At 30.5% G+C, this 18,864-nt stretch carries 19 protein-coding genes; 12 read left to right on the top strand and 7 right to left on the bottom strand.

Going from position 1 to position 18,864, the window contains the following annotated elements; all coding sequences use genetic code 11:
• Positions 1–38 precede the first annotated feature (38 nt).
• The 4 genes from IR152_RS05975 (at position 39) to cme (ending at position 5,485) form a co-directional block, all read left to right on the top strand.
• Positions 39–2,462, top strand: coding sequence for an excinuclease ABC subunit UvrA (locus IR152_RS05975; protein WP_227450883.1), 2,424 nt, complete (start codon positions 39–41; stop codon positions 2,460–2,462).
• Positions 2,462–3,298 (top strand): serine hydrolase domain-containing protein, encoded by an 837-nt coding sequence (locus IR152_RS05970; RefSeq protein WP_227450882.1) that lies wholly within the window; start codon positions 2,462–2,464, stop codon positions 3,296–3,298. Before IR152_RS05975 ends, IR152_RS05970 begins: the two co-directional genes overlap by 1 nt.
• Before the next feature lie 104 nt (positions 3,299–3,402).
• The gene (locus IR152_RS05965; protein WP_227450881.1) at positions 3,403–4,149 is read left to right on the top strand and encodes a MerR family transcriptional regulator; all 747 of its coding nucleotides are present in this window, start codon (positions 3,403–3,405) and stop codon (positions 4,147–4,149) included.
• 85 nt (positions 4,150–4,234) lie between these two features.
• Positions 4,235–5,485: a multidrug efflux MFS transporter Cme gene (gene cme / locus IR152_RS05960; protein WP_227450940.1), complete on the top strand. Its 1,251-nt coding sequence runs from the start codon at positions 4,235–4,237 to the stop codon at positions 5,483–5,485.
• 276 nt (positions 5,486–5,761) lie between these two features.
• On the opposite strand, the gene IR152_RS05955 is transcribed toward cme, so the two are convergent.
• Positions 5,762–5,965, bottom strand: a complete 204-nt coding sequence (locus IR152_RS05955; protein WP_227450880.1) for a hypothetical protein — start codon at positions 5,963–5,965, stop codon at positions 5,762–5,764.
• 595 nt (positions 5,966–6,560) lie between these two features.
• Here IR152_RS05955 and IR152_RS05950 point away from each other — a divergent pair.
• The 7 genes from IR152_RS05950 to IR152_RS05920 all read left to right on the top strand — a co-directional run bounded on the left by IR152_RS05950 (position 6,561) and on the right by IR152_RS05920 (position 14,280).
• Entirely contained in the window at positions 6,561–7,442 is an 882-nt protein-coding gene (locus IR152_RS05950) for a LysR family transcriptional regulator (protein WP_227450879.1), read from the top strand.
• Between the two features lie 201 nt (positions 7,443–7,643).
• Positions 7,644–7,964, top strand: coding sequence for a carboxymuconolactone decarboxylase family protein (locus IR152_RS05945; protein WP_227450878.1), 321 nt, complete (start codon positions 7,644–7,646; stop codon positions 7,962–7,964).
• A gap of 79 nt (positions 7,965–8,043) precedes the next feature.
• Positions 8,044–9,198 (top strand): MFS transporter, encoded by a 1,155-nt coding sequence (locus IR152_RS05940; RefSeq protein ID WP_227450877.1) that lies wholly within the window; start codon positions 8,044–8,046, stop codon positions 9,196–9,198.
• A gap of 23 nt (positions 9,199–9,221) precedes the next feature.
• Positions 9,222–9,620, top strand: coding sequence for an aldo/keto reductase (locus IR152_RS05935; protein WP_227450876.1), 399 nt, complete (start codon positions 9,222–9,224; stop codon positions 9,618–9,620).
• A 46-nt stretch (positions 9,621–9,666) separates the two neighbouring features.
• Complete coding sequence (locus IR152_RS05930) at positions 9,667–10,557, top strand: MurR/RpiR family transcriptional regulator (RefSeq protein WP_227450875.1); 891 nt, start codon at positions 9,667–9,669, stop codon at positions 10,555–10,557.
• Between the two features lie 426 nt (positions 10,558–10,983).
• The gene (locus IR152_RS05925; RefSeq protein WP_227450874.1) at positions 10,984–12,843 is read left to right on the top strand and encodes a beta-glucoside-specific PTS transporter subunit IIABC; all 1,860 of its coding nucleotides are present in this window, start codon (positions 10,984–10,986) and stop codon (positions 12,841–12,843) included.
• 12 nt (positions 12,844–12,855) lie between these two features.
• Positions 12,856–14,280 carry a 6-phospho-beta-glucosidase gene (locus IR152_RS05920; RefSeq protein ID WP_227450873.1) on the top strand — a complete coding sequence of 475 codons (1,425 nt, stop codon included), beginning with the start codon at positions 12,856–12,858 and terminating at the stop codon, positions 14,278–14,280.
• A gap of 178 nt (positions 14,281–14,458) precedes the next feature.
• Here the strand turns inward: IR152_RS05920 and IR152_RS05915 are convergent, their stop codons facing one another.
• From IR152_RS05915 to IR152_RS05905, 3 genes are all read right to left on the bottom strand, one after another.
• Complete coding sequence (locus IR152_RS05915) at positions 14,459–14,749, bottom strand: response regulator (protein ID WP_413927472.1); 291 nt, start codon at positions 14,747–14,749, stop codon at positions 14,459–14,461.
• 222 nt (positions 14,750–14,971) lie between these two features.
• Positions 14,972–15,622 carry a YidC/Oxa1 family membrane protein insertase gene (locus IR152_RS05910; RefSeq protein WP_227450872.1) on the bottom strand — a complete coding sequence of 217 codons (651 nt, stop codon included), beginning with the start codon at positions 15,620–15,622 and terminating at the stop codon, positions 14,972–14,974.
• Positions 15,623–15,676: 54 nt separating this feature from the next.
• Entirely contained in the window at positions 15,677–15,907 is a 231-nt protein-coding gene (locus tag IR152_RS05905) for a hypothetical protein (protein ID WP_227450871.1), read from the bottom strand.
• Between the two features lie 514 nt (positions 15,908–16,421).
• On the opposite strand from IR152_RS05905, the gene IR152_RS05900 reads away from it, so the two are divergent.
• On the top strand, positions 16,422–17,015 hold the full coding sequence (locus IR152_RS05900; RefSeq protein WP_227450870.1) for a nitroreductase family protein: 594 nt from the start codon (positions 16,422–16,424) through the stop codon (positions 17,013–17,015).
• A gap of 531 nt (positions 17,016–17,546) precedes the next feature.
• Here IR152_RS05900 and IR152_RS05895 read toward each other — a convergent pair.
• The 3 genes from IR152_RS05895 to IR152_RS05885 form a co-directional block, all read right to left on the bottom strand.
• Entirely contained in the window at positions 17,547–18,008 is a 462-nt protein-coding gene (locus IR152_RS05895; protein ID WP_227450869.1) for a MarR family transcriptional regulator, read from the bottom strand.
• Positions 17,962–18,213: a DUF3781 domain-containing protein gene (locus tag IR152_RS05890; RefSeq protein ID WP_227450868.1), complete on the bottom strand. Its 252-nt coding sequence runs from the start codon at positions 18,211–18,213 to the stop codon at positions 17,962–17,964. The genes IR152_RS05895 and IR152_RS05890 overlap by 47 nt, the downstream gene beginning before the upstream one ends.
• Before the next feature lie 129 nt (positions 18,214–18,342).
• The gene (locus IR152_RS05885; protein WP_227450867.1) at positions 18,343–18,756 is read right to left on the bottom strand and encodes a cupin domain-containing protein; all 414 of its coding nucleotides are present in this window, start codon (positions 18,754–18,756) and stop codon (positions 18,343–18,345) included.
• Between the last annotated feature and the right edge of the window lie 108 nt (positions 18,757–18,864).

The raw sequence follows: 18,864 nt of genomic DNA, 5'->3' as shown, positions 1-18,864 counted from the left end.
TTTACGGTTTGATAAAATTGATAAAATGAGGTGAACCAATGAAAGAAATAAAAATTAATGGAGCAAAGATACACAATCTTAAAAATATAGATGTTTCTATTCCCAAAGATAAACTTGTTGTTGCAACAGGTGTCAGTGGCTCAGGTAAATCTAGCCTTATGTTTGATATTGTATTTGAGGAAGGACGTAAACAATACCTGCAATCTTTAGGCATACTTGCAGGTATTGATAATGAGGATAAGTTCGATAATATTCAAGGTTTAGCTCCTACTATAGCTGTTCAACAAAATATTATCCGCCAGAGTAATCCTCGTTCGACAGTTGGCACAAGAACCAATATTCTCAATATGCTTACACTACTGTACTCAGTAGAAGGGCAAATAATGTGTACAATGTGTAATACACCTGTAGAGAATAATCTAATTTGCAATAATTGTGGGAATGAAGAAGAGCGATTGAGACCAAGTTATTTCTCATACAATTCTTCAGATGGAATGTGTATGAAATGTTCTGGACATGGGGCATATTTTGAGATTAATATTGAAAAGTTAATTCTCGATAAACGCGATACTCTAAAACAAGTCTTAGATAGGGCAAAAATTACACCAGGATATTTGAGAGTATTCTCTAAAAAATTCAACGATTATTTAGAGATGCAATTCTTACAATTACCTGAAGAAGTAAAAAATGAAGTACTCTATGGTCATTATGAAAATGGCAAAAAAAGTTCTTGTTTATCAAAGCTATATCACAACCGTTACAAAAGAGGGGAAGATTTGAATGGAGTTTATACTATGACTGCTTGTTCTGATTGCAATGGTTTCAAAATTGGTGAAGAAGCACGTGGAGTACTCTTAAACGGAAAACATATTGGAGAACTTGGGAAAATGACGATTTTAGAAATTGATGAGTTCCTTAAAATCTTATTAAACCAAGGTAATTTAAATACATTTGGTACAAACCTTGTAAATGATATTTTAGCCAAAACTAGACATCTAATAGAATCACGATTAGGTCATCTATCCTTATACAGAGAAATGTCAACTTTGAGTGGTGGTGAAATGCAAAGACTATTTTTAAATTCACATCTGGATTCAGAGATGGATTCATTAATTTATGTGCTTGATGAGCCAACTGCTGGATTACATGAATCAGAAAAAATAGACATCTTAAAATCCATAAAGAAACTTAAAGACTTAGGCAATACAGTTATAGTAGTTGAACATGATAAAAACACAATTGAGATGGCAGAACATATTATTGATATTGGTCCAAAGGCTGGTATTGAAGGTGGTCAATTAGTATATCAAGGAGATTTAGAAGGTCTACTTCAATCTGAAAAATCACTTACTGGACAATATCTATCTGGAAAATATTCAATGCCTAATAGAACAACTACTAAAAATATTACACATACTGATAAAATACCTTGTATAACTATTCAAAATGCAAATACAAATAACCTTAAAAATGTAACAGTATCATTACCTTTAGGTGCTATGGTTGGAATATCTGGTAAATCAGGTAGTGGCAAGAGTTCACTTATATCAGACACTTTACTTCCTCTTCTTAGAAGTCAGTTTAATAACCACACTAGCAATAATCAAACAAATTCTACAGAGAGTGAAATAGGTGATGAAGACGATGATTATGCAGTTGTTGATACTATTGCAGATAGATTGATTGGTACTAGGTATATTTCTGGATATTCAGAGATATCTCAGTCTCCTATTGGCAAAAATATGAACTCAACTCCTGCTTCTTATATTGGTATATGGGATAAGATACGTACACTATTTGCAGGTCAGCCAAAATCATTAGAGCGAGGATTTACATCTGGTCACTTTTCATTTAACTCTAAAGGTGCTTGTCCTAAATGTAGTGGTAGTGGATATGAAAAAGTCTGGTTGGGAAATAACCTAAGTATAGACCATATATGCAGTAAATGTCATGGAAAAAGATTTAATGATGAATCTTTATCTATTAAATACAAAAATAAAAATATCCATGATGTTTTAAATATGAGTGTCTCTGAAGCTGTAAATTTCTTTGAAGATATGCCAAGTATTGTTTCACACTTAAATGTACTGGAACAAATAGGTATGGGATATATAAAATTGGGTCAACCTACACCGACTTTAAGTGGAGGTGAATCTCAAAGGGTCAAGCTTGCAAAGGAAATTGGTAAAAAACGAAATGGTAATATCCTTTATGTATTGGATGAGCCAACTACTGGTCTAAGTCTGTATGATACTGCCAAACTAATTCAACTGTTGGATGAGTTGGTAGCAAATGGAAACTCTGTAATTGTTGTTGAACATGATATAGATGTTTTAAATGTTTGCGACTGGATTGTTGAGCTTGGTCCAGAAGGTGGTGACAAAGGAGGTTATATAATTGCAGAAGGCTCTCCAAAAGCTCTAAAAGAAAATCCAAAGTCTATAACAGGAAGGTATCTATAATGAATAAAAACAACTGCTCAGACTTAATTTTTGAAAAAGTAGACCCTTCAAGTGTTGGCATGAGTTTAGAAAAGCTTTCACAACTCGAACCTTTAATAATCTCACAATATGGCAATATAAATGGAATAATTATCGCAAAAAATGGGAAAATTGTCTTTGAAAAGTACTATAATGGATATAGTGCCGATGATACTTTCCATGTTGCATCAGTTACAAAAAGTATTATATCAGCCTTAATAGGTATTGCAATAGATAAAGGATATATAAAAGATGTTGACCAAAAGGTTGTTGATTTTTTCCCTGAATATACTTGTAGTCCTTCTGAAATATGTAAAAAAGCAGTAACTATACGTCACCTACTTACAATGACTGCACCATACCCTTTTAAAAATATGACTGAGTCTTTAGAGAGACTTTGCAAACAAAAAGATTGGATAAAATATACCTTGAATCAGCTTGGTCAAAAAGGTGAAATTGGTACTTTCAAATATTCTTCAGCTGGAACGCACCTACTTTCAGCTATTATAACAAAAACTACTGGAAAATCTGCTCGTGAATTTGCTAATGAGTACTTATTTAAACCTATTGGTATGAAAGTTATACTAGATTATGATATGAAAGATTTTGGTTTTGAAGATTTCTTTGGAAAAAATCTTAAGGGTTGGGCGAAAGATAGACAGGGCTATTCTATAGGTGGCTGGGGACTTACATTGAGTGCTAGAGATATGTTGCGATTTGGTTTTCTGTATTTAAATGATGGTATTTGGAATAATAAACATATTATATCTAAATCGTGGATTGAAGAATCAGTTAAAATGAATAGTAATTACTCTTAAATAGACTAATTACTCTTAGATAACCAAACCCTCCACTATAACACCAGACTTTTGTTTGGTGTTATTATGACTAGTACTATATATCTAAAAGGAGTTGAATACTAATGGAGACTTACACGACATCAGAGGTAGCAGATTTAATTGGTGTACATCCTAATACTGTACGTTTATATGAGGAACTCAACTTAATACCTAAGCCCGAGCGTAACACTAATGGTTATCGTATCTTTAATGATTTTCATATAGAACAATTTAGATTTGCCCGTACAGCCTTAAAAATTGAGGTTCTACAAAGAGGATTGAGAAAAAATGCTCTTGAGATTATCAAAACATCAGCAAATAAAGATTTTGACAAGGCTATTTGTCTTGTAAATCACTACTTGCAACAATTAGAAATAGAAAAATCTAATGCTGAAGAAGCACTTGCCATTGTTACACAGATTTTAAATGGAAATACTCAGGAAACAGATAAACTCTTTTTAACTAGAAAAGAAACTGCTGAACACTTAAATGTTACAATAGATACTTTAAGAAACTGGGAAATGAATGGTTTGCTAAAAGTAAAAAGAAAACAGAATGGTTATCGTGTATATACTGACGAAGATATAAAACGACTTAAAATTATCAATTCACTTCGTTTAGCAAACTATTCTCTTTCAGCGATTTTACGAATGCTAAATGCTTTATCTTCTAACCCTGATACTAATATTAAAACTGTCCTTGACACTCCAAATGATGATGATGAAATTATCTCAGTATGTGACAAATTGATAACTTCATTGAAAGAAGCTGAACATAACGCAAAAACCATGAAATCTCATCTTCAAACTATGAAAAAACAATTTTCCTAACCCTCCACCCTAACTCCAGACTTTGATTTGTGTGTTATCCTTAAGAGCGAGAAAAATTCAACACATAAATCAAAGGAGGAATAGGATGGAAAATAAAAATACTCATTCTACATGGAAGAAAAAAGTCATTATTTTTTTAGCAAGCCAATATATTTCCTTATTTGGCTCATCACTTGTACAGATGGCAATGATATGGTATGTCACACTTCAAACATCATCAGGTGTCTGGGTAACAGTTTTAACTGTATGTTCCTTTATACCTCAAATGATAATTTCTTTTTTTGCTGGTGTATGGGCAGATTACTACAATCGAAAATTACTCATAATTATATCAGATGCAATAATTGCTATATCTACATTAGTTCTAATTCTATTTATGATGTCATCAAATGGAACAACAAGCGAACTAATAGCCATAGCAGTAATATCTGTTATACGTTCACTAGGAAGTGGTGTACAAACACCTGCTGTAAATGCAATGATTCCTCAACTTGTACCAGAAGAACATTTAATGCGTTTTAATGGTATAAATGGTAGCCTACAGTCTATAGTACAATTTATAGTTCCTATTGTGGCTGCGGCAATCCTTGGCTTTGGTAATAAAATAAATCAAGTTCTTTTAATCGATGTATTTACTGCAATTATTGCTATTGTATTGTTGATATTCATCAAAATTCCTAAACATGACATACCAAAACAAACTGAAAAAGTCTCATTTTTTGCAGATATGGTATCAGGAATAAAGTACTGTTTTTCAGATAAGTTCATTAGAAAAGTACTTTTCACTTATGGGGCATTCATGCTTCTTTGTGTTCCATCAGGATTTCTTATAGGGCTTTTGATTGAACGAACATTTGGCAAGGGCTATATATATTTGTCTATTATTGAAATGATTGGATTTTTAGGTATGGTTTTAGGTGGATTGATTATAGGTGTTTTTGGTGGCTTTAAAAATAGAAATAAGACCTTTTTTATAGCGATATTATCTTATGCTATTTTTTCAATTATTCTAGGTCTTGTAACACAAGCTTGGCAATTTTTTATATTTATGTTTTTTACGAATTTTTCAATTCCAATCATTCAAGCATCAGCTATGACTATGTTGCAAGAGCATGTAGCACCACAAATGCAAGGTCGAGTTCTTAGCTTACCTATTATTATATATACTGGTTTTATACCTCTTGGTATGGTGATTTTTGGTCCAATGGCAGATGTAATATCTATTAATAATTTAATAATTGTAGCAGGTATTATACTCTTATTTTTTGCCTTGGCTATTCCCTACTCAAAACAGTTTTACAAACAAGGAATATTTAATTCAGAAAAATCCGAATGATATACTTAAATAGTTCAACTTGATTTATCTGATTAAAAATAATTATGTAATTTAAAATATATATTTTAAATTACATAATTTCTATATCAAATAACATTTTGATACTATCTTATATTAATTTTATATAATAATACCTCCGTTTCACTTCATATCAACAATTAAATTTATGATAGAAACGGAGGAAAACAAAGTTATTTGCATAATTTAAGTACATACTAAATTTTCTACTAAGTGGCTTTAATTATATTGAACTTCTTACTAAATTACATTAAGTAACTATAAAATAAAATTAACTATTACACTATACAAAATATCTGCTTGTCTTTTCCATAAGAAAATGTTAACTCTTCGACTTTTATCGTCTATCACAACCTCCTTCATCATTTTTTTCTTTTTGTCGTCTACCCCACCACTTTCAAACTTAATTTTAAGTGAATAGAAACCAAGACTATCAATATAATAGTCCACCATGTATACCATTTCATAGGTACTCCACCTTCTAAGTTTATTTAACTACCCTTCGATTTTTTTAATTTATTTAAACTTATTTTATTTCTATTCGGTGAAATCAAAATATCTCTCTTGTGAAATCGAAGTGAAATATATAGTAATGACTAAATAAACAAATTGAATCAAATACTTACTTGTGTTAAAGGTAACTTTAACGTGTATAATAAATTTGAGGTGATAAAATGAAAAAGGTTTTATATTTAATTCGTCTACAAGGTTGGCGTGATTCTCCATTAACAGCAACAGTAATTCAACAAGCTAAAATTCCTAGAGAATACTTTACAAGTAATGAGATTTTTTGATGATACTTACTTCCAAACTTTTTAAAGTACTTAGGATACGTTGAAATATATTGGATATATACATCTCATGGTACTCCTTATCGTCATTTTATATGTTATTGGAGTCATTAGTAAAATTGATTCCAATAAAATTAGCAATTGGTGTATTTTAAAATTTACCTACTATGAAGATGAAACTCCCGAGCTATTATTAATTATTAATCATGATTTTTCTGAAATAAACAATTAAAACCCTTTAAAAAATATGAAGGAGGTTGGCGTAAATGGAAATTAGAATGTTAAAATACTTCCTTACAGTAGCAGAAGAACAGAATATTACCCAAGCTGCAAAAAAACTTCATATCACTCAACCTACATTAAGTAGACAAATTAGAGAATTTGAAGAAAGTTTACATATTGACTTATTCATACGACAAAACAAAAAACTTTATTTAACCGAACCAGGAATGTTCTTGAAAAAAAGAGCAGAAGAAATTTTGGAATTGAATGAAAAGACTGAACAGGAATTTGCTAACTATCAAAATGCAATCTTGAAGGGTCAAATTTCAATAGGTTGTGTAGAAGCAAATAGCTCTCATTTTTTGTCACAAATGTTAGAGGAAATGATTGCAGACCATCCACAAGTAACCTTCAGTATCTTTAGTGGAACAAGCAATGATATAGTTGAAAAATTGGATAAAGGTCTTTTAGATGTAGCACTGTTAATAGAACCAGCTCCTGTAGATAAGTATAATAAGTTGGTTTTACCAGATAAAGAAATATGGGGGTTGTTGGTATCTACTGAACATTTTTTAACGAATCAACACAGTGTTTCTGCAAAAGAAATTTTGGGTGTACCATTAATTTGTTCAAGTCGAAAAGAAGTACAGAATATGCTTTGTTCATGGGGAAATTTTACAGAAGATGATTTAAACATTATTGGAAAATACAATTTAATTTTTAATGTAATCTCTTTAGTTGAAAACAAAGTTGGTGTAGCTCTGGCAATTAAAGGTGCAGTTGATAATCGAAAAGACAACACAAAATTTCTTCCTTTTACTCCTTCTATGGAAACTAATTGTGTTCTTGTATGGAAAAAAGATGCAATACGTAGTTCAACAGTTCTAACATTCATAAAAAAAATGAAACATGCTTTGAAAGCATAAAACTAAGCCTAATAGGTATTGGACGATATGTAAATAAAGCTGTAACATTAACTTGTAAGCTATTCGAGTTTATGTTATAGCTTTTTTGAGGTGATAAAGCTGATAATGCTGTTTCAAATTGGCTTACTCAATATCCAGTAACGGAGGAGATATAAATGGCAAAATCTGAAGAAGTAAAAAATAAGAAAGAAGGAATAAAACATGAAAAAACAAACAGCTGGAAGAGATAACTTAGGTGAATTTGCTCCACAATTTGCTACATTAAATGATGATATATTATTTGGAGAAATATGGGCACGTGAAAAAGAACTGTCTCCTAGAGATCGTAGCTTAATTACTATAGCAAGTCTTTTAACACAAGGTGTCCCACAATTAGAAGCACATCTAAATATTGCTAAAGAAAACGGTGTAACTAAAGAAGAAATCGTAGAATTAATTACACATCTTTCTTTTTATGCTGGATGGCCAAAAGCATGGTCAGCATTTAATTTAGCAAAAGAAATTTTTGATGATAAAGAATAATTTGTTTTACTCTAGCAATCAATTGACTGCTTGCTAAAGTAAAACTGTCGATAAAGGAGATAAAATGACATTTTTTTCAATGAAATTAATTGCCTTATTATCAGTTGCTCTGATTGTTAATTCCGCACCGGCCATTTCTGCAAATAACCCAGCAATTATACAAAGCTTCCCCTATGTAAGCCCAGTATACGTTGGACTTCTAACCACGATTCCATCACTATTTTTAGTGATTGGTGTCTTTTTAACTAGTTTAATTGAAAATAGGATAGGTAAGAAATATACCATCATTACAGGATTAATCATAGTAGGTATCTTTGGAACATTACCTGCTTGGTATCAAGGTAGTTTTTTTATTCTATTTCTTTCAAGATGTTTATTGGGACTAGGTATTGGTTTATTTAATCGCTTATTAATTCAAATGATTAGCAGTTTGTACCAAAAAGATACTAGAAATAAAGCAAAAGCATTGGGATTAGAAAGTGCTTGTGAAGGTTTGGGCGGTATTATTATGACAATAAGTGTTGGACAACTAATAAAAATAAACTGGTCAATTTCCTTCATAGTTTATGGCTTTGCTATTGTTAGTTTAATTTTTGTTGCTATTTTTATTCCGAATCAAAGATTGAATCTTGTAAATACGGAAGAAATTGATACACAAGTTTCGGTTTCAAAAGAACGGAGAACGAAATCTATTCTTTTAGGTTTTATTTTATTTTGTATCGTTCTTTTGTTCATTAATTACAATTTGCAAATCACACCACTATTAATTGAACGAAGTATTGGTAATGCGACAAATGGTAGTAATATGATTGCAGCCATTGCAGCAGGAGCTTTTATTGCAGGAAATTTATTTGGAGTAACGTATATGTATTTGAAACGATGGCTGTTACCTATTGCAGCATTCATTGCGGGTATAAGTATCTTTTTAACTAATTTGTCTTCCTCTATTATATTTATTTTAATTTGTTCATTGATTTTAGGTTTTGCTTTTCGTAATATTATGCCTTACTTTATGCATACGTTTACTACCGGCGGAGAGGAAGTAGCAAAATTTGGAACGACTGTTGTCTTAGTTGCTTATAACTTGGGGGCAACTCTCGCTCCATATGCTTCTCAAGCTATTTCCTTTTTCAGTTCAAACACAAGCGCAAGCAATCAAATAATTATCACTGGATTGTTATTATGTTGTATTGGTTTTATTACATTGATTTTTAATAAGTATATGACTGTTTAGAAAAATACTAAGGAGGAATATAAATGGAATACGTTAAATTAGGAAATACAGGGATGGATGTTTCAAGAATTTGTCTAGGAACAATGAGTTTTGGTAATCCAAATAACTGGATTCACAAGTGGGTATTAGAGGAAGAAGAAAGTCGTCCAATTATTAAACGTGCACTAGATTTAGGAATCAATTTTTTTGATACAGCAAATGTTTATTCTCTAGGACGTAGCGAAGAGATTTTAGGAAAAGTTTTAAAGGATTATGCAAATCGAGATGAAATTATTCTAGCAACAAAAGTTCATCAAAAAATGTTTGATGGACCAAATGGTCAAGGTCTATCTAGAAAAGCAATTATGTCACAAATCAATGATAATGTATTTAGACTAGGTAAAAAAATTACAAATTATGAATCTAAAATAATTGTGAAATGAGAAGACTTAGTAAATGATTGTTTGAATTTTAGGAGTGTGACTTATTATGTATCTTTTTCAAAAAATCAAAGAAACTGTTTTTAAACAAAATGATGCAAGACGTACAATCGGAGAATTTCTTTTAACAAATAGAACGAAATTAGCAAGCTATTCGATGGATGAAATTGCACGAATGACCCATACTTCTAAACCAACATTGGTTCGCTTTGCAAAATACTTTGATTATTCTGGTTGGAAAGAGTTCGTTTATGCTTTTACACATGAGCTTGCTCACTTTGATGATAGTCATCTTGATGTAGATATTAATATACCATTTAATAGTTCATCAGATACATTGGAAATCATTGAAAATATTGCGAATCTTCGTATTCAAACAATAAAAGAAACAACTTCTTTAATGTCAGTTTTAGATATAAACAAGGCAGCTCAAATTCTTAATGATGCACAAACCATTATGATTTATGGAAGAAGTCCAAATTCGTATTTTGGAGAATTGTTTAAAAGAAATTTGAATACAATTCATAAAAAAGCGTTTGTTACAGATGCAGATGAATCTGGTCTTGTTTCGAATATGCTGACTCACAAGGATTGCGCAGTAATTATATCTTATTCTGGAAATAATTCTGATTCCTATCCAATGAAAAACGTAAAGTTACTTTTGAATAATAGTGTCCCTATAATTAGTATTACAAGTTGTGGAGATAATTATTTACGAGACTATTCTACAATTGTTCTGAATATATCAAGTAGAGAGAAATTGTATTCAAAGATTGCGAATTTCTCTACTGAAGAATCGATTCAATTCATTTTGAACATTCTATATGCAAAAATATTTTCATTGAATTATAATCAGAACATGCAGACGAAAATTGAAAACTCTCGTACGTTGGAATCGAGCAGAAAAGCCACCTTTAAAGATATATCTGAAGATTTTTAACCGAAAAGGAATTCACTAAAAATAGTGAGTTCCTTTTTTTTACTAAATTACCTCTTAAAAAGCTAATCTTTCAAATGAATGTAATAGTTAGTTTATATAGAATTATTGTTCAATACCTCGTTCCGTTAATGTGGAATCACAAACTCCTTGAAGTTTCTTTAATTAATTAAAAAAATTTTGTTATCATGCTCTCTTTTTACGAAAAGTATATCAGTTAAAGTAAACATTATATCAATATGATTTTTTTAAATCATAAAATAAATTTCACAAAAAATAGTGTATTTGAAAATAATATGGAATCTATTTCGAGTTTGGTTAAAACTATTGGAAAAGCTATCTATAAATGATAAATTGTATCCAGAAGGAACATTATGTCTTACCGGTGACAGCATAAATTTTCTTTAAATTTATTTAGGAGTGGTTTGTATGAGTAAAAAATATGAACAGTTGGCAAAAGATATTATTCAACAATTAGGTGGCAAAGAAAACATTACTGATGCATATCATTGTCAAACTAGATTACGCTTTAAATTAGCAGATGAATCGAAGTTAAACAAAGATAAGCTAGAGAATTTAGATGGTGTTACTAAATATATCAATAATGCTGGTGTCCACCAAGTAGTAATTGGAACACATATAAAAGATGTATTTGAAGAAATTGAAAAGAATATTGATGTTCAAAGTTCAAGTGATAGCAGTTCATCAGAAAAAAAAGGTCCTGTTGCCATAGTAATTGATTTTGTTGCAGGAACTTTCCAACCAGTTATTCCAGCATTATCTGGTGCCGGAATGGTTAAAGCAGTTTTAGCACTTTTAATTGTATTTAATGTTATCACACCTGGTTCTCAAACATATTACATGCTAAATCTATTTGCTGATGGAGTATTCTTATTCCTACCAATGATTTTAGCATTTACTGTTGCACAAAAATTGAGATGTAATCCAATTCTTGCAGTTTCTGTTGCAGCAATGATGATGCATCCAAACTGGGGAGCACTTGTAACTGCGGGTAATCCAGTAAACTTTTTCGGATTTATACCATTTACTTTAGTTAATTATACTGGTTCTGTTATCCCTATTTTAATTGTTATTTTTTCCCAATCATATGTAGAAAAATTCTTAAGAAGAGTTATTCCTAAATCAATAGAGTTAGTGTTTGTTCCAATGTTGACATTCCTTATTATGGGAACATTAGCCTTTTCACTGTTAGGTCCAATTGGAAGTATTCTTGGTGGCTACTTAGCAACATTCTTTACTTACTTAAGTGTGAATGTAAGTTGGTTACCAGCTGTTCTTATCGGTGGTTTACTACCAGTCATGGTTATGTTTGGTTTACACAATGGAGTGGCTCCACTTGGAGTTATGCAAATGGCTGAATTAGGTTATGACAGTATCTTTGGACCAGGTGCTTTGGTTTCAAATATTGCTCAAGCAACTGCATCTGCTGTAGTTGCTTTCCGCACAAAAAATAAGAAATTAAAACAAGTAGCAATTTCTGGTTCGATTACGGCTTATATGGGAATTACTGAACCAACACTTTATGGAGTTAACTTACCTAAAAGATATCCATTGATTGCCGCAATGATTGGTGGAGCATCTGGTGGTCTTTATGCTGGATTGACAAATACACACCGTTTTGCAACTGGTTCATCTGGATTACCAGCAGTGTTACTCTATATTGGTGATGATACAATGAAATTCTTCTGGAACATCATCATTGCTTTGATTATTTCAGCAGCTGTTACTGCAACATTTACATATATTTTAAGCTTTAAATATGAAAAAGAAGAGGAAGTAGAAGAAGTTCCAGAAATCAAACCAGTTGTTTTAGATGATACTCGTCTAATTAGTCCAATTCCTGGTACCGTGATTCCATTAAATCAGGTTCAAGATGAAGCTTTCGCATCAGAAGCATTAGGTAAAGGATTTGCAGTTGAGCCATCTGAAGGAGAAGTTTTTGCACCATTCAATGGAAAAGTTGTAGCAGTTTTCCCTACAAAGCATGCTATTGGTCTAGTTTCTGATACTGGTGTTGAAATTTTAATCCATGTTGGCTTGAACACAGTCGAATTGAATGGTCAATATTTTGATGCATTAGTTGAAGTAAATCAAAAGGTAACAAAAGGTCAATTACTACTAACTTTTGATGTAAATAAAATTAAAGAAGCTGGCTACCCAACTCAAGTTCCAGTTGTGGTAACCAATACACCTCAGTATTCGTCAATTGAAACAATTAAACAAGGAAATATAAATAAAGATGAAGATGTATTAGCAATCAGAGTTTAGGAGTGATTTAATATGGCATTAAGTAAAAATTTTTTATGGGGTGGCGCAACAGCTGCTAACCAAGCTGAAGGTGGCGCGTTAGAAAGTGGAAGGGGTTTATCAAATGTAGACCTTCTTCCAACAGGACCAGATAGGAAGAAAGTAGCATCTGGTGATTTAGAAATGTTGGAGTGGCAAGAAGGATATTATTATCCAGCAAAAGTTGCGATTGATATGTATCATAGATATATGGAAGATATACAGTTATTCGCAGAAATGGGTTTTAAAGTCTATAGGATGTCTCTTTCATGGTCTCGTATCTTTCCAAATGGCAATGATAAAGAACCTAACGAAGAAGGTCTAATCTTTTACGAAAATATTTTTAGGGAATTAAGAAAACATAATATTGAACCATTAGTAACAATTGCCCATTTTGATGTTCCTGTTCATTTAATCAAAGAATATGGTGGCTGGAAAAACCGCAAGTTAATTGATTTTTATGCTAACTATGCAGAAACGGTAATTAAACGTTATAAAGGACTAGTTAAATACTGGTTAACAATCAACGAAATCAATATTTTACTTCACCAACCCTTTGTAGGTGGAGGAATCGTCTTTAAAGAAGGCGATAACAAGCAAGAAATTAAATATCAGGCAGCGCATCATCAATTAGTTGCGAGTGCATTAGCAACGAAAATTGCTCATGAGGTAGATAGCGAAAATATGGTTGGATGTATGTTAGCTGGTGGAAGCCATTATCCATACACTTGCCAACCAGAAGACTACCAAGAAGCAATTAATCGTGATAGAGAAGGTTATTTTTTTATTGATGTACAAGCACGTGGTAAATATCCAAACTATGCCTTGAAAAAATTTGAACGTGAAGGTTTGAATATTCAAATGAAAAATGGCGATAAAGAAATTCTCGTGGCTTCACCAGTAGATTTCGTCACATTTTCTTATTATTGTTCACGAACGGTTAGTGCGTATCCAGAGGATTATGCACAGGCAACAGGAAATTTGTTCCCATCAATCAAAAATGAATACCTTCCTTCTACTGAATGGGGATGGCAGATTGATCCTCTTGGTTTAAGAAATTCCTTAAATCAAATGTATGACCGTTATCAAAAACCCTTATTTATTGTTGAAAATGGCTTAGGTTCAATTGATACACCAGATAAAAATGGTTATGTTGAAGACGATTATCGTATTGATTATTTGAAAAAACATATTCAAGCATTCAAGGATGCAGTAGAAATCGACGGTGTAGAACTACTCGGTTATACGACTTGGGGTTGTATTGATTTAGTTGCAGCCAGCACCGGACAAATGAGTAAACGTTATGGATTTATCTATGTTGATTGTGATGATGAAGGTAATGGCACTTTGAAACGAACGAAGAAAAAATCATTTGAATGGTACAAAAAAGTTATCGCTTCAAATGGTGAAGAATTATAATAGATACTTGCCTTAAAGTTAACTTTAATTGAGAATATTATAATGAACAACAAAAGAATGGTGCTAAGCTCTATTCTTTTGTTATTTAGAAGTAAAAAATTTAGAAAAATCTTTCCTAAACTCAATGAATTTTTTGGAATATCAATAGTGTATCTAAGTAATAAGGAATTAACTTTTGTTAAAAGTACTTTGAGCTAAATGGTTTTGTTATATAATCATCTGCACCATATTCATAACCCTTTAATTTGTCTTCCTCTTCACCTTTAGTTGTCAATATAATAATAGGTATACTAGTCATTTCACGTGAAACTCTACACACTGAAAATCCATCTAAATATAGCATCATAATATCCAATATCACTAAATCTATATTATTGTTGTTTAATATTGTAAGTTCCTCTACTCCATCATCAGCAATTATACAAGTATATCCTCCTTTTTGCATATATTCTACAATAATACCTTGCATTTTTTCATCTTTTACAACTAGTATTTTAGCATTTTTATTTTTTAACTATTTTTTGTAGACTTTATTTTAGCTTATATTAATTTATTTATCAACTATTTTTTCATAGTATTTTGATAGTATTTTTTTATACTCTTATTAATAGCGTTGATATTATTGATAAAAATAGCCTGCTAACTTTATCTCCTGTTAACAGGCTAAAATATTTCTAGAATAATAATTATATTACTTTATTACTGTTCCATTTTTTCGATTAAAATATATTCTAAAACAAATATCTTCAACTAATGAATAAATTGCACTTGTTATAAAATACAGACCTATGGCTACTGGAGTTCTAACAGTCAATATAAGACTTGTTATAGTAGTTACTATAGCCATTTGTTTATTAAACTTTGCCTGAGAATTTATCCTAAAATATGGTATATAATTCACTAAGTTTGAAGCTAACATAATTAATGTATATATACAAGGTAATATAAATAAGTTATCAAATGCACCTAAATTAGCAATCCACGGAATTATAATTGTTGTAAATCCCTTTGTCATATCTAAACATACATGATATAAAGCATATACTACTGGCATTTGTACTAAAACTATAAGGCACCCCAGCATACTCTTCATACTTTCTACAGAATTTACTTGTATTTGTTTTTCCAGTTCCTTAGTATCATTCTTATACTTTTCTTTTATATGTTCCATTTTTTCTGCTAATTCTTGCTGTTTTTTCACAGAAAACCTTTGTTTTAATGATAGTGGCATTAGTACTAACTTCACTATTAAAGTTATAAGTACAATAGAAATTCCAAAATCTCCTGTAAAGTTAAATAATATACTTAATAATCCTTGCAATATACTTGAAATGAAATCCATTTTATTCTCTCCTTTTATTTTTAATCTTTAGAATTATAACAGATCCATTTCAAATTAAAATAAACTACAATACCTCCAAATATCATATTTCTGAAAAACTATATATTGTTTAGGCAATCTTTCTTCAGAATATGCAGTTCTATTTGCAAATAAGTTTCTCATTAAAACATATTTAATTTTATGATTTAAGAGGTCTTTGCAAAAATAAAATATACTTCCAATAATGGATACCAATAATGTCATATAAATTAGTATATATAACATACTATCCATATCTAATCTCACTACATCACCACCTCAATACTTATATTTATTTTTATACAATTTCAAGGCTTAAATAATTCCAGTATTCATATTTAGTTTTAAATAATTATATTATAAAAAGCTCCTAATGTAAATATACAGATTATCATATTTATTATTCTTATTTATCATACTTACATTTATAAGTATCCAATCTTAACTCTTTTAATCTTTAATACAAACCACCTAAAGTATTCTTTTTTATGTCTAAAAAAACAATATTGAGTTTTTATAGTTTATTTTTCAATTATAAACCTTAATTCAATATAATCCTAATATAATACTAAATACAACCTTTGATACCGTCAGTATTAAATATTATACCTAATACAATCCATTAGTATAATCATATAATCTTTGATACAATTCTTAATATAATCATTAATAATCTGATACTAAAATCAATGACTTTTTTCCAGATTAATGCTAAAATAATTAAAAATAGAAAATAAAACTCAAAGGAATTTTCCCCAAAAATAAACGGAGGTTACTTAAGATGATAAGTGATTCTATATCAAAAAGACGCAGCATTAGAAAATATAAAAATCAAAGCATTTCACATGAAACTATAGAGAAAATAATTGAAGCTGGAATAAATGCACCTTCATCTAAAAACAGACAACCATGGCGTTTTGTTGTTGTCACTGAAAAGGAAAAAGAATCTATGCTTAAAGCTATGACTAAAGGCATTCAAAATGAAATTGATGACAATGGACTTCTTCCAGAAAGTCGTCAACATATTGCTGGTGCAAATTACACAGTTAAAATTATGGAACAAGCTCCAGTAACAATCTTTATTTTAAACATATTAGGTAAATCACCTTTAGAAAGCTTATCTGCTGAAGAACGCTTTTATGAAATGGCAAATATACAATCAATTGGAGCTGCAATTCAAAACATGTCACTTGAGGCTGTAGAATTAGGTCTAGGTAGTCTTTGGATTTGTGATGTATATTTTGCATATCGTGAATTATGTGAGTGGCTAGATACAGAAAGTCAATTGGTCGCAGCAATATCTTTGGGTTATCCTGATGAAGAACCATCAAGAAGACCTAGATTACAATTAAGTGATGTAACTGAGTGGAGATAAACAATTATATTAGGTAAACAAGACTAACAGAATTTATATTAGGCAAGGTATTTTCGAAGTATTTTAATGAAAAAAAATAGTTAAATCTTTTACATTTTGGTTTCTTTTAATAGCATTATTTGAGATTTATATGCATCAAATTGGTCAAGACTCAAAAATTATTGTTCTAATAAGCTTAAATCCTATCTTATCTATTATTTCTCGCACTGATAGTTTTCTTGTTTTTATGGATTCAGGTATGCAAATACCATGTAGAACGATTATGGGGTCAATTTCGATTTATTGGTACATAGCATCTATATTTTCTTTTCTTATTTATGGCATAATCTTAGATTTGATTAGAGTAATTATTTCTAAAATTGTACACAAAACAAAATAAACATTGTAAATAGTGCATTTTCTTGAGCTATTATGAAAATTTGATTGTTTTTTAAACAACCTTCTCAAGCAAGGCAGAGTATCTACACTCTACAATCTAACTGTAGCTCCTGAAAATGCACCCTAAAGTTACACATGAATATTATTTTAGTGTTAATTAATAAAAATTAATTTAATATATTTATCAATAGCTAGAAAGGCCACCTTTTCTAACATTGATATAAATAACTCTTTCTCTTCTTTCTCAAACGAACTCAACAATTCTTCTACATATCCATTTGTTATTCTTAATATTTCATCATAACATTCTAAAGATTTCTCTGTAGGGTATAAATGCCATGTTCTTTTTTCCTTTACACTTGGCTTTCTAGTGATGAATCCTTCTTTTTCTAAATTTGCCAAAGCTCTTGTTATATTGCTAGGATTCACAAGGATTTTTTTAAATATAGTATCTTGTGTAATACATAGTAATATGAGTAAACTTATAAATGACTCTGATGAACTTATTATAATAAATTTACTACACAATAGATAGCATAAAATACTCCTAATTTCTATATGTTGCAATTCATTTCTTTTCTTTATGAGCTGTAATGATTGTGTAGCTATAAGCATTTACTGTTATAATACAATTATCTACACTTATATACCAGTTCTTTCCCTTTCTATTAATAACAGCACTTGAAGATTCTATTTTAGTTTTACACCAGTTCACTACATCATTTGTCTCCAAAGAAAGGTTTTTCTTAATTCTTACCACACCTAATTCTGTTGTATGTAATTTATCTAGATTTCTAAGTAATTCATTTTCTGGATTCATTCGTATCAGAACACCTCACCCTTTATAAGATTTAATATTTCAACTCTTATAGAAACATACTTGTAACATTCCTTATTTCCAAAGCTTTATAGACTTATCTGTTAACTACGCTTACAACTTATTAGCTTTTTATTTAAGTTTACTATAATCTTCATCAGATACAGGCTCCAACCATTCATTGAAGGCACCCTCAGCAGGCACCTCTACAGCTAGATGCTGAAACCAACTATCATGTGCAGCTCCATGCCAGTGTTTTACATCTGGTGGTATATTTACTACATCACCTGCATGTAATTCCTGAGCTGGCTTTCCAAATTCTTGATAATATCCTCTACCTCCAGTTACAAGTAAAATTTGCCCTCCCTTATGGTGTATATGCCATGAATTTATTGTAGAAGGTGCAAATGTTACATTTCCAATTGATACTCCATTCGTGCTAAGCATATTTAAATAACATTCTCCTGTAAAATACTGTGCAAATGCCTTATTTTCCTCACCAATAGGAAAAACTGCTCCTACACCTAAATCTTCTTCTCTACTCATTTCTAATTCCCCCTATGCCTTAATCTAACTTTTTTACACTTCAAGTATACAACTTGAAGTTAACTCTAAGGCAATAGATTTTACTATAATAATTTAATTTTTAATTTA

Source organism: Clostridioides sp. ES-S-0108-01, from assembly GCF_020662285.1.
Taxonomy (GTDB): Bacteria; Bacillota; Clostridia; order Peptostreptococcales; family Peptostreptococcaceae; genus Clostridioides.
The sequence above is the reverse complement of the archived record's forward strand: the minus strand, read 5'-3'. Positions and strand labels throughout refer to the sequence as shown.